At 37.0% G+C, this 13,073-nt stretch carries 13 protein-coding genes; all 13 read right to left on the bottom strand.

The window, feature by feature from the left end; translation table 11 throughout:
- A partial coding sequence (locus tag KKC91_01705; GenBank protein MBU0477270.1) for a hypothetical protein occupies nucleotides 1-436 on the bottom strand: 436 nt, incomplete at its 3' end.
- Nucleotides 437-480: 44 nt separating this feature from the next.
- Nucleotides 481-1,197, bottom strand: a complete 717-nt coding sequence (locus KKC91_01710; protein MBU0477271.1) for a prepilin-type N-terminal cleavage/methylation domain-containing protein — start codon at nucleotides 1,195-1,197, stop codon at nucleotides 481-483.
- 16 nt (nucleotides 1,198-1,213) lie between these two features.
- Entirely contained in the window at nucleotides 1,214-4,999 is a 3,786-nt protein-coding gene (locus tag KKC91_01715) for a LamG domain-containing protein (protein ID MBU0477272.1), read from the bottom strand.
- Between the two features lie 14 nt (nucleotides 5,000-5,013).
- Nucleotides 5,014-5,643 (bottom strand): GntR family transcriptional regulator, encoded by a 630-nt coding sequence (locus KKC91_01720; GenBank protein MBU0477273.1) that lies wholly within the window; start codon nucleotides 5,641-5,643, stop codon nucleotides 5,014-5,016.
- Between the two features lie 83 nt (nucleotides 5,644-5,726).
- Complete coding sequence (hisC, locus tag KKC91_01725; GenBank protein MBU0477274.1) at nucleotides 5,727-6,788, bottom strand: histidinol-phosphate transaminase; 1,062 nt, start codon at nucleotides 6,786-6,788, stop codon at nucleotides 5,727-5,729.
- Nucleotides 6,785-8,011 (bottom strand): histidinol dehydrogenase, encoded by a 1,227-nt coding sequence (hisD, locus tag KKC91_01730; protein MBU0477275.1) that lies wholly within the window; start codon nucleotides 8,009-8,011, stop codon nucleotides 6,785-6,787. Before hisD ends, hisC begins: the two co-directional genes overlap by 4 nt.
- 56 nt (nucleotides 8,012-8,067) lie before the next feature.
- Nucleotides 8,068-8,625: a type 4a pilus biogenesis protein PilO gene (gene pilO, locus KKC91_01735; GenBank protein MBU0477276.1), complete on the bottom strand. Its 558-nt coding sequence runs from the start codon at nucleotides 8,623-8,625 to the stop codon at nucleotides 8,068-8,070.
- A gap of 5 nt (nucleotides 8,626-8,630) precedes the next feature.
- Nucleotides 8,631-10,196: a pilus assembly protein PilM gene (gene pilM, locus KKC91_01740; GenBank protein ID MBU0477277.1), complete on the bottom strand. Its 1,566-nt coding sequence runs from the start codon at nucleotides 10,194-10,196 to the stop codon at nucleotides 8,631-8,633.
- Nucleotides 10,186-11,181: a general secretion pathway protein GspK gene (locus KKC91_01745; GenBank protein ID MBU0477278.1), complete on the bottom strand. Its 996-nt coding sequence runs from the start codon at nucleotides 11,179-11,181 to the stop codon at nucleotides 10,186-10,188. The genes pilM and KKC91_01745 overlap by 11 nt, the downstream gene beginning before the upstream one ends.
- Complete coding sequence (locus tag KKC91_01750) at nucleotides 11,174-11,713, bottom strand: hypothetical protein (protein MBU0477279.1); 540 nt, start codon at nucleotides 11,711-11,713, stop codon at nucleotides 11,174-11,176. Before KKC91_01750 ends, KKC91_01745 begins: the two co-directional genes overlap by 8 nt.
- Nucleotides 11,714-11,892: 179 nt before the next feature.
- The gene (locus tag KKC91_01755; GenBank protein ID MBU0477280.1) at nucleotides 11,893-12,231 is read right to left on the bottom strand and encodes a hypothetical protein; all 339 of its coding nucleotides are present in this window, start codon (nucleotides 12,229-12,231) and stop codon (nucleotides 11,893-11,895) included.
- A complete protein-coding gene (locus KKC91_01760) occupies nucleotides 12,197-12,676 on the bottom strand; it encodes a type II secretion system protein (GenBank protein ID MBU0477281.1) in 480 nt (159 codons plus the stop codon). The genes KKC91_01755 and KKC91_01760 overlap by 35 nt, the downstream gene beginning before the upstream one ends.
- On the bottom strand, nucleotides 12,673-13,073 hold a 401-nt coding region (gene gspG, locus KKC91_01765; GenBank protein ID MBU0477282.1), incomplete at its 5' end, for a type II secretion system major pseudopilin GspG. The genes gspG and KKC91_01760, both read right to left, overlap by 4 nt.

The following is a 13,073-nucleotide window of genomic DNA, read 5'->3' on the forward strand; positions in this document are numbered from 1 at the left end:
CATCATATTTTGCTCCGTCTGAGATGCAGAAAACACAAGATGGCGTCTTCTCGGCCCTGTAGAATGTTGCAAGCACCAGACGTTCATCTGTCCATTTAGAACCCAGAACCCGGCAGAAAATACCTCCGCCGTAATCCCGCGGATACACCCATGCTTCTACAGAGAAGGAATCAGGAGTATCTGTTGCCTCACTGTAAGAGCATTCGACAAAATCGTCTTTACCATCAAATTCCAGAGCAGTACCAAAATCATCCTTTACCCACTTGGCACCATTGATTTTGCCATGCAGTTTGTTGCCGCTGTGGTCACGCAGTGTCCTGCCGCTTCCTTCCTCAAAGGTGTAATGGATTACCAGTCCTTCTTCTGCTTCTTTTGCCTGTGCAAAGCAGGGTATACAAAGGAAGATCAGTATCGTAGTGAAAAACAGCTTAATCATGGCAACATCCTTTCTATCGAAATTTTCTGTCTATGATTTATTCTCTAGTCCCACACAAACTTTGCCGCAAGCTCTGAAACTGTCATTTCTCTTACATTTTCCACATGACCGTCAATAAAAACATAATTAGCTGTGCTGTTATGTCTCCAGGCAGTATAGTATCCTTCATAGCCCGACACTGATGGTGGTGATGCAGTAAAGTAGCAAAGGCGATACTGCGCTCCGCTGTCGTCAGGATAACTTCCGGCATCACCTGCCAGAACGGTTTTAGCAGGTAGCGTGATCTTGGACATTTTATTTATAGAGGTGTTCATTGAACCAGAGTTGGTGCCGCAGCACAGTAAAGGACTTATTCCATAATCAGTCCATTGATTTCTTTCTTTCACAGAAGGGCAGCGGAAGACTCTGTCTGAGAATAAATATCCACTGCCTGCAAAGGTCTGGCGCTTTCCTTCATCATTACGGAAATATCCCAGCTCTCCCAGGAACCCGCACCAAACCGTAGAACTTGGCGGACTCGTTAAAGAAACACCATCATATAAGGGAAACCAGCCATTATAGTCATCAGAATACATTGTTATTGCCATACCTATCTGCCTTAAATTACTGACACATTTTATCCTTCTAGCCATCTCTCTTGCACCCAGCAACGCCGGTAAAAGCATTGATGAGAGAAGAGCTATGATCGCTATTACAACCAAAAGCTCAATAAGTGTAAAACAGTTCCTGCTTCTCCAGATTTTTCTTATTGTACTTAGCATTTTAAATTTCCTCCATTTAATTTTCAAAATACGGCTGGACTTCAATAAAGTTACACATTAGTTGCTGATCCAGATTTTTTCCGGAATCTTTATCAGATTTCCAATCAGATATAACCAGTTTTGCCGTATCAGACTTAGCACGGAATACCTTGTAGTGATAGTTTAAACACGGCCTATTTTTCGAATCATACAAAGGGATATTACCCCGACCAGCTTTGTAAACATAAAACTTACACCTTTCTGGAATCAATTCTGCATTATCTATTTTTATTGATACTTCATGTGCCTTTTCAACTGATTCACCTTTGGAAATATCTTTATAATCTCCTGTAACTAACTTGACAGAGTAAAGCTTTCCAGGCTTAAGGTTCCTGATTTCCTGGGAAATTATATTTGCCCTGTTTTTGTTCTTTTTCATCATCACAAAGGTATCTCCACAACCTTCTCTTCTAACATAATTAAGTTTTCCAAGGCTTCCATATCCTTGTATTTCGCCAGTTTCTATACTTCCTTTTTCTGCAGGAGCAACTGTCCATCCTTTCATTCCTTCCTCAAAATTAGAGTTCTGAATGTGGCTCAATATGTATTTATATCCATACTCATCAGAAAGCATATTAGTCTTGCCTTTAATGCAGTAATGGCGATAGAGCTTGCTTATCCAGCGCAGTGTTTCTTCATCCACATAACGACACGTCTTATACTGCGCAATCCCAGAAAGCCCAAAGAACGCCGGGTCGTTTGCTATGAGATTCATCTGCATGTCCATGAATACCTTAAAATCTACACCTGACTCACAATTCGCGCTGCATTCATATTTTGAATTGCAAAAAAGAACAACAACTGTCTGCTTTAGCGAGTCTGGAATAATCTTCTGCCATGAAACTATCCCCTGTCTTAGTTGATATTCTATAAATTTCTTGGCCTCTATTTCTGTTAATCGTTCCTCAAGATAAATCTCGGGTGCAAACTTGTAACCACATTCCATAATCGTTTTTCTGAACTCCTCAGCTTCTTTACTCTTATAATTTGCCCATTTGAACCCCCCGCTATAGGCATAGAACGTCTTATTTTTGAATTTTTTGTCTGCATGTATCTTTCTTAATGCCTCTATAAAAAATGGAATTTGCTCTTTCGTCTCATATGCAAACTCATCAACTATTATCCCGTCAAAATATTTAAATCCAGCCGATGTTGACCAGAAGTCATAGCTTTTTTCTAAAGATACTTTCTGACCAAGTCCAATGTCAGGAATTACACTGTGTATAAGTACTTTTCTTCCCGTATTTCTCCATTCTGCAAGCCGTTCTCTGCTTTCTTCTATATTTTCAGTTTCCATAATGTTTTCTTGATAATGTCTGCAGTAACCCTGAACTATTACATTAATTTCTTTAAGCATGTCTTTATGCCTTTCGATAACATCTGGATAATATTCTGTCAGAAGTATCTCAGGCATAGCCCGCACAACGAGATTCTCGAGAGATACATCTTTTTCATTACACCAGATTTTTATGCTGTGTTTACCTTCTGAGAGAAACTGCATTGTCTCTAGGGTCTGCTCCTTGTCTTTCTCATGAACAATCACTGCTTTCTCTTTAGGAGCTGAATCAATCGTAATAAATACTTTCTCCTGTTCTTTTACATCGGCAGTTGATGAAATGTAAATCCACCCTTCTCGGGGAGTTATAAATTCATACTCCTTGTCATTCCTGACTTTTTCCCCTTTCACATTCAGTAATTCTGTGACAAAATTATTGAGAACTTCTCCTGCAGATCTATATTCTGGTGGTATGCGTTTTCCCGGCCATATTATTTCATTAGAAGAAGTTTTTCCTATCCGACCTCCATTCCTGTCAAAAGCTGTTGACTGAATTACATAATCACCAGGAGTTAAATCGTCTACCTTGAGAGTAACATCTACTGTTTTTACATTAACTGGCAACTCCAACTTGGTCTTACAAACAGCTTTCTCTACCCCCGGCTTTATTAGTTCAACTAGAACTGTAGTTTCTGATGGAACTTCTCCTAAACCAGTCAGATTGAGCTCTATTATTATTTCCTTATCAGCATACCATATGTGTGGCTTTATGCCTATCTTGTAACTCAGCATTTTATCCTTGCTCATTTGGTAATGTTTCTCAAGCTCTTTATCCGAAAAAACCTTATTATAAATCTTAACCTCTCCAATCATCCCTTTGAAATGAGCATCTTTTGTGTAAATAAGGGCCCCATCACTTCTTCCCAAATAAAGTTTGCTTCCACTGCTTATTTTGCTAACTTTTGAAGTTTTTTCACCCGCCAATTCCCCGTTAAAATATAATTTTAATGACTTTCCGTCGAACACTGCTGCTATGTGAGTCCAGATGTCAGGTGCAAGGGATGGCATACGAACATTATTAGCCCCACCTGATATGTACCAGTAACAGCTTCCATCTAAACCATGCATTAATACATAACTGTGATGCGCTTTTCCTACAATCCCTGAACTTCCATAAGATGGTTCGCCTTCAGGGTGTACCCATGCTTCTATTGTAATTACATCACGAATATCTAAACTTTCTCCGTCCCCGCAGTCAACATAATCATCCTTGCCATCAAGCTTCAGAACATAGCCGTCTCCGAGCTTAACAAATTCAGCCCCGTATATTTTTCCGGTATTTTCATTTCCGCTCTTATCGTGAACCATTGAGCCAGAACCTTCACTAAAATCATACCAGAGAGACAATCCGCCTTTCATCAGTTTCTCCTTTCTTTCAATTTCTGCAGGGTCTATTTCTTCCAAAGAGACATCGTCATACCACACAGTTCCCCTCCCGCTTCTGAGATAGATAGTGAGAGCAGTGGTGTCCGGTGGAGTAATAAACTCACATGTCATCTGTCTCCATTCTGAAGTTTTGCCGATTCTTCTTGAGTCTATGGATTCTTTCTTTTTTCCATGCATTACTACAGAGCAAAAAATAGGCGTAGCATCGTCACTTGTCTTGAAGTAATATTTCAGGCGGAGGCCGCGCTTTCCCGCTACTGCTACTCCCTGGGAGATGATGATGTTGCTTCCGCCTGAGACCCAGATTATTTTTGCAGAGTATTTATCTGAATGACTGTCTTCAGATGATTCCAGCTTCACCTCTCCCGTTGGACTTGTCCATTCCTGCAGAGTCCAGTCTTCAGGACAGTTTGTATCTTGCTTTATAATTTCAAAGCCTGGATTCTTGATCATCAGTTTCTCCTTTCTTTTTATTTCTGCAGGATCTACTTCTTCCAAAGAGACATCATCATACCATACAGTACAATCTCGGTTTCTGAGATAAATTGTCATATATTCTGTTTCAGGAGGGGTTGTGAATTCATACGTCAGTTCAGTCCACTCTAAAGCAGTTTTGTATGTCCCCGATGATTTAGATTCTAATGGTTTACTTCCTTTCCCACGAGGTTGAGCAGTGCAAAAAATACGGCCATTTTCCCCTGTTTTATAAAAATACTTTAATCGAAAACTATGTTTCCCTTTTATCTTTACATCCTGACGAAAAACTATATTGCTTAGTACATCACTTTCACTTGGAGACCAACTTACTTTAGCAGAATATTTGCCTGAATGGCTGTCTTCTGATAACTCCAGTTTTACATTTGCTTTTGGGCTGGTCCAGTCACCCAGTTCCCAATCTTCAGGACAATTTGTTCCCGGCTTTATAATTTCAAAACATGGATTCTCGATAAGATTCTTTCCTGCTGCAAAACTCCAGGCACAAGGCAGAACCAGCAGACATAAACAGCAGATACTTGATAAAAATTCTTTTCCCTTTTTCATTGTATTCTCCTTTGTTATTTCATCAATTTCTCTTTTGCCTCTTCAATATGTTTTCTTGCCAGTTTTTCTGCTAAATCCAGGTCTCTTTTCTTTATGGCTTCTACAATTGGTATATGTGAATAGCTTAGATTTTTCTCGGAGTATTCTCCATGTGTAACACTTTTAGTATATAAACTTAGTGTTTGATAGTCAAATAATTCCATAATTCTGGCAAGTTCTTTATTTCCACACTTTTTCATAATAAAGTCATGAAACTCCCTGTCTATTTTCACCAGAGCATTCCGATCCTTGCTTTGTTTAGCTTTATTTTCTCCTTTTCCAATGTTCTCCAATTCTCTTATTTCCTGATTACTAATACACAGGGCAACTAATCTTGCAGCATAACCTTCCAATACAGCTCGTACTTCATAAATCTGTTTTATCTCATCCAATGAATGCTGTTTCACAAATGTTCCTACATTGGGAATAGCTGTGATTAATCCCTCGTTTTCCAACAGACGCAGAGTTTCTCGAATAGGAGTCCTGCTGACTTTGTATTTCTTAGCAAGGTCTTGTTCAACAATTCTCTCATGAGGCTTTATCGCGCCATTCAGAACGCTTAACCTAATCTTTTTATATAATCCTTTTATTAATGTATCTTTCATTTAAAAACCTTTTTGCATTGTATTGTAATTGTATACAACTTATTTGAAAAAGTCAAGGGAAATTTTTGGGGAATGTGGAAAGTTTAGGAGATTTTTTCTATAACACGAAGAAAGGCATCGTTTTCAGACGGCTTTCCGACAGTAACTCTCAGGCAATTTTTTAACAATCTATCATCAGCTACATTGCGTATTAAAATACCGCTGGTAAGAAGTTTCTTAAATACGGTTTCAGACGAAATCTTGGGTCTGAATAGAATAAAGTTTGCTTCTGTTGGGAAGGTATAGAGCATGCTGTTTTTCTGCATTTCCCTGAGGAGTCTGGATCTTTCAGAGATAATAATTTTAATAGCTTCATTGCACTTCTTCTTGTGTTTTAAGGCTATGATTCCTATACGCTGTGAAATGGAATTCAAATTAAACGGTAACTTTACCTTGTTAACCTGTTGCATTACCTTTTCTGAAGCTATCATATAACCTATACGACAGCCTGCAAGGCCGTATGCTTTGGAAAATGTTCTCAAAATAACCAGATTATCGTACTTATTAATTAGTGGTAGAAATGTTTTCTTTGAAAATTCTGAATAAGCTTCATCCATTACAACAAGCCCTGATGAACTTTTGATAATACTTATTATTTTATCTTTTGAGAAGCAATTGCCTGTGGGATTATTAGGATATCCGATAAAAATGAGACTGGGTTGATCCCTCTCAATACATCTAAGCGTAGTATCTATATCAATATCAAACTTCTTATCAAGGTTTATAACTTTAGTCTTTGTGTTACACACCGTTGATATTATTCCATACATTGAAAACGATGGATAAAAAAACAAGTTGCCTCTGTTGCCAAAAGCAAGTGTTAATGATTGTATCAATTCGTCAGAACCATTCCCTACTGCGATTCTATTCTTATTTCTGTTTATTTCCTTTGAAAGCAGTTCTTTTATTTCAGATGCATCAGGATCCGGATATCTATTGAATGGGTGCTTGAACAAATCCTTTAATATAATCTCTTTTAATTCCATAGGAAAATCAAAAGGATTTTCATTAGCATCAAGCTTGACCTTACAATCAACTTTCTCAGCTGAATAAGGTTTTAGTTTTTTTATGTTTTCCCGAAGTATTAAGTCAAAATTTGTTTTCACAATTCATTTTCCAATCTTATTAACAGAGATTTCTTGTGTGCATCCATTCCCTCTAAATCTGCCAGCAAACTCAGTGACCTCTTAACCCTCTTGAGTCCTTTTCTACTGTAACAGATAATAGAAGATTTTTTCAAAAAATCATCAATGCTTAATGGAGAGAAAACCCTTGCCATGCCCCCGGTTGGCAAGACATGATTTGGCCCTGCAATGTAATCCCCTATCGCTACAGGACTATATTCTCCAAGAAAGATTGCTCCTGCATTCTTTATCTTCTTCGCCAGTCTCTGCGGCTTCGAAACATGAAGCTCCAGATGCTCAGGAGCTATTTGATTTACTATTGATACTGCTTTATCCATGTTTTTTACAATTAACACCTCTTTCCCTTTATCCAGCGATTTCTCAATAGCTTTTCTTCCAGGCGATAAAGCAACTTGTTCTTTCATCAAAACATTGACTTTTTCTGCAACAGGTTTTGATGTTGTGATTAAGATAAACCTTCCGTTTTCTCCATGCTCAGCCTGAGAAATAAGGTCTGCTGTAATATATTTGGGATTTGCATCCTTATCTGCAATAATTACTATTTCACTGGGTCCTGCAATCATATCAATATCAACTGCTCCGTAAACTAGTTTCTTAGCAGTAGAAACATATATATTCCCAGGCCCAACAATCTTATCCACTTTTGGGATTGTCCTTGTACCAAAAGCAAGTGCTGCAATTGCTTGTGCTCCTCCAACCTTATATACTTCTCTTACCCTCAAAAAATCAAGCACAGCTAATATGTATTTATTGATCTGTCCATTCTTTTGTGGCGGCGTAACTGCAACAATCCTTCTAACTCCAGCTAATCTTGCAGGAATTACAGTCATTAATACAGAAGATACGAGCGGAGCAGTGCCCCCGGGAATATATACACCTACACTTTCAATAGGAGTATATTTTTCTCCTAGCAAAACAGTCTTTGGACTACCGCGATACCAGGTTTTTCTTCCATGAATTTGTTTTTTATGAAAGTTCTCTATATTGCGTTTTGCTTCTTTTACTGCTTTGAGAACTTCGTCCACTAGAACAGACCTTGAGTCTTTTATTTCCTGTTTTGAAACCTTTAATTGGCTTTTTGTTAATAAAACACCGTCAAACTTTTTGGTGTAGTTTAAAAGCGCCTTATCACCATTGGCTCTGACATCATCAATAATCTTTTTTACTGTTTGCTCTATATTCATTATAACCTCAGTGTAACTCTTACCTGTATACCTCAGTAGACCCCTGTCTGTCAAATCTATGACAGTATTAAGATCTTACCAATACTTAAGGTGCTTCCTATAATATTGGAATTCATTTCCTTAGCTTTTAGTTTTATTTGTTCCACCTTGAGTATTTGGGAACAAGTCTGAATATTATAGATAAATTGAACAAGTGAGGACATCTCAGCTTCGCATTCAACCTCAACAGCCAATTTCTTATATCCTTCCTTTTCTCCTGAGGTATCAATGAATGACACAGGTTTCATATTCAAGATACGCACATGATTATTTCTTGCAGCAGATTCTATTTCGCGAAAAATTTGGGCTATCTCCTTTTCATCAGACCCTTTCTGCTTCACTTTATCAGCATAAAGCTCATACTCAGAGAAAACCTTTTTCCTGTTTTTTACAGCTCTAATGTTCTTCATTAAACTCATTCTCTTTATCTGAATTTCCTTATTCGCCTTTAACCATTTCTTGGCTATAGGTTCAAATATAAAATTATACAGTAATGCGCACGCAATAATCGCCGCACAAAGGTAAAAAACGCCCTTCTCTCTCTTTGAAAGTGCAGCCATGGATTTTATTAACATTATTTTTAGCTCTCTATTTCACATTGAATATAAAAATCTGCAACTTCCATATCGCGAAGTCTTCGCATGTTAGAAGACTTTAACTGAACATTCTTAAAATAAGACGACTTTTCCAGTATATCTATAAGACCTAATGCATCGGATAATGCCTTAGACTGCCCTTTTATTTTAAGAGTATTGTTGAGCTGATAATCAAGGGTTGAGAGGGAAATAGTATCAGGAATTATCTTATGCAATTCATGCAGAATATCCAAACACGAGTTTCTAGTATCTATTTGTTCCTTTATAACACGCAGTCTTTCAGCGCGCTTATTAACTTCTTTAGCGATTGGATTAGTCTTTTTAATCTCTATATCCAGCCATTTTGATGTATTCTGTTTGTCATAGAGTATTCTCATAAAAACGCTTAAAATAAGAAATAATATACCAATGCATTGAGATGCTAGAACAAGATAGTTCTTTCGCTTTTCTCTGACTTGCTTTTGTGTTTTTATTTCATCAGGTAAAACATTAAGCAGGACATTAGGAAAGTTCTCAATCAAGCCTACAATCGAACACAAAGAAGTTTCACTTTGATTTGCAATAGAAAATTTTTCTTTATGCAATGCTAAGTTCTCTACAGGATTAAATATTTCCACAGGCCATTCAAAACTCTTGGACAAATTCTCCATCAGTTTATTATGAACTTTTCCACTTATAAAAATACTTGTTATCTCTTTATTGTCCTTGTTATAGGAATTGAGAGACTTTGTTATTTCTTCTAGAAGAGATTCCTGTCGCCTGTTCTCAGACAGAGAAATATTCCTCGTATAAACTAATTCCCCATTAAATATGACTTGAATATCAACTGAGAATATATCTATATCAATAAAAGCAACTGCCTTATTTTTTCCAGGATGTTCTTTGATAAAGGCAGAGGCAGTAGCTTGAGAACTTAATTCAATGTATTCTGGATTTAATTTCAGATCCCCTAATAACTTGAGCTGATTGTTTATAACATCTTGATGAACAAGAACCAGCATCACCCTGGAATAGCCATCTTTATTGCTTCCTATAACCTTAAAAGCTGTAACAAGTTCCTCCTTGGAATACGGAAGCTGCTTTTCAGCTTGAAATTGTACCATATGTGCTATTTCTCTTTCACTAGTCGACGGCAGGTTTAAATATCTGACTGTTACAAGACTTCTTGGAATACAAGCTATAACCTTTTTAGGCTTGATCATCAGATTATTGATTATATGCTTAAGTTTCTCTTGCTTTTCATCATTGTTTTTAATTTCTTCTGTTAAAAGAGTTATAATTTTTATCCTGGATTTTTTCCACTCAGAAATACCTTGGACAACCTTTATACTATTCTGACCTATTTCAATTCCTGTAATTACATGTGTGTTTATTAAGTTAGACCATAGAGTACAGAGCACTGACCATAGCGTCTTAGTTTTTTCTTTCGTATAAACCCGAAATCCTCCTAAAAGTTTTGAACAATGGGTTTCAACCCCTTGTTTCAAAATCCCAAACATCGTTTCGAACATTTGCATTTTGGTTTTCGAGTTTGATTTTTTAGTTTTCATGCCAGTATTTTATCTTTATATTATCTTCTTCTCTTTGCAAAACAACATCCACTTTTTTTGCAAGCTTACTATTATTTAACACACTTGTCACATTTGCTGTAAAAACACTTGAACATACTGTTAAATATCCTGTTTGTAGGAGAGCGTTCAATACTTGTATCTGTTCAGGAGTCAGCTGTTGATAACTATCTAAATTCGGGATAATACTCTCAAGTGTCTTGAAAGAATACAAATCCTCTTCTCCTCCGTTCTGGCTTCTGTAATCTAAAATTTGCTGCGCAAGCGTATCATCCATTCCCAAAGCAGCAAAGACTTCCTTTCCAGCAGTGTTTATATTAATCTTCCCATCTCCATAAATTGTGATATATGGGTTTAGCTTTTTAAATATCTCAGCCGTAATTCCCCTTATCAAATACATCTCCTCTAAACACTCAATTAAATCGTTTTTACAATTATAAGGTACACTTAACCCCTGATAAAAATCTTCTTCTCCATCTCCTAAAGAATTTGAATCAAGCCAGTCAACAATATAGTCTGCAATCACTGTATCTATATCAAGTATCTCAAGAATTTTTTTTACCTGGCTTAATCTAATTTCGTCTTGAACACCATTTTTAACAAGCTTATTAATATTTATCTTTCTCTCCTCGTCAATCATCCCATATATGCTAGTCATGTCTTTATTATCATCTTCAATCTGATAACTAACTGTTGTAAATGTGCCGTCTCCTACACCTGCATTCTTAAATGCCTCTGGATTATCACTCCATGAATCATTAAGGGAGTCGTATTCTTTATCTTTATTCAATTCATAACATGCTCTCTTGATACCTGCCTTACATACATATAAATTCTTGAGACTGCTGATATGATACTCAGTAAGCTTTATACCAACAGCTGTGTGATGAGCAAAACTAATTGCTAAAAGAGAAAGAATAGCTAAAATCCACAAGGTTATGATCAGAATTGAACCACGCCTATTCATACGTTATCCCCGTATCAAATATTGGAATTTCTGTTATTGCCTCAAGAATATTATCCTCTTTACTCTTAATTGACAATTTCACTGCATATGGCAGATTGGCTTCTTCCCATGAATCTTTCCATTCTTTCTCTACATTACAATAAGAAAAAGCTAGTTCTTGAATTCCAGAAACTAGCTCCCGTTTCTTAGTTTGCCCCCTTAAACTCTCAGGATATGTCTGGACATCTCTCATTATATTACCGCTATCTAAATAATAGCTAACTTTATAGATCTGAGTTATTAGATCCTTATCTTGATACACATCTTTTATCACTGGCATTGAAATACTGTGCTTTTCTCCCTCAAACTTAATCTCAGAGAATTTAGTCACGTTTCTCAGGTCTTTTGTCATCCTATTAAGTGCCATTTGCGAAGATTCCGGGAAACGTGTTTTCGCATCACCTTCATTCCATACCTTGATGCCTGAATACAAAGTGCTGTATACCGCGCTGACAATTACAGCAAAAATCAGAATTGCAATCAACAATTCCAATAATGTAAAGCCCCAACTATTTTCAGGCAAAGAGTTTGGGGAAATCCGAAATCCTAAATCCGAAATCCTAAACAAATTCAAAACTCTAATTTTCAAAATCCTAAACATTGTTTTGAGCATTTGTATTTTGGTAATTTTATATTGTTTCGTATTTCGTGCTTCGAATTTAGTGTTTTTTGTCATTTTTTTAGATATGTCGCGAGAGTTAATTTTTTTTCAATATTATTCTGATCCCATGACACGCTCAATATGGCTTCACTAAGGTCAGTATCTTCAATAACATTTGTATCCAGTTTCCATCTGTATTTCTCGTCTTTTCCATATGTATCTTCTAATCCGTTCTCTATATCCCACATCTTTTTTTCTAAATAAAAACCGGCACCTACGTAATTTACAATTGCTCTTGTCCCATTCAAACAGCTAATAAATGAATGTACGATGACTACTAAACCAAGAGATAAAACGGCTACTGTAATCATTACCTCAAAAAGAAGAAAACCTTTTGAATATCTTGACATAACCAGTGGTCTCTTTATTGGTTAAAGTATAAACTTCGCCATCTGCGCCTGATAAATGTACTGTTAATTCATCGGCTCTTCCATCCGGATAAAATACTGCATACGGTTCAGTACACTCCAGAAGTATATTTGGAGGGAACCTTCTTTTTCTACCAAGCTTATTATTTAGTGCAATAAATTTCTCTGGATTTAAGGGGTCTTTTGCTATACTGACCCAGTATTCTTTATTATTAACATCAAAATCTATCCTGTGAATTACCTGCTCCATAATTGCTCTCTCCTGCACATACTTAGTGAGCTTCGATATATCCCGACACAGGTTTCCAACCTGCAGGTTATCAAAAGTATGTCTAAATAAAGGAGTAGATATTGCTGTGAGAATACTGAGTATACTAATAACTAGAATCAACTCAATAAATGTAAGCCCCTTCTCCCGCATCTTCATTCGCTTGATGCACTCTCTTCCCAATTAGTAATATCATCCCCTCCGCCAACTACTCCGTCCGGTCCACAGGAGAAGAGGTCATAATCATCGCCATGCTCTCCAGGACACTTGTACTGATATGAATTGCCCCACGGATCCACTGGGATTCTTTTCTTAATATAAGGGCCCCTCCAGCTCTCAAGGTCTGAAGGTTTCCCCCGTAACGCATTAAGCCCCTCTTCAGATGTAGGATATCTACCATTATCCAGTTCAAATAGCTCCAAGGCTACTGCAATATTTGCTTCAATATCTGCCTTAGCTGCCGTAATCTTTGCTTGTTTGGACCTGCCTGCAAATCTTGGAGCTACCATTGCAACGAGTACGCCAATAATAATAACAACAAGCATAAGTTCTATTA

Source organism: bacterium (assembly GCA_018812485.1).
Lineage (GTDB): Bacteria > JAHJDO01 > JAHJDO01 > JAHJDO01 > JAHJDO01 > JAHJDO01.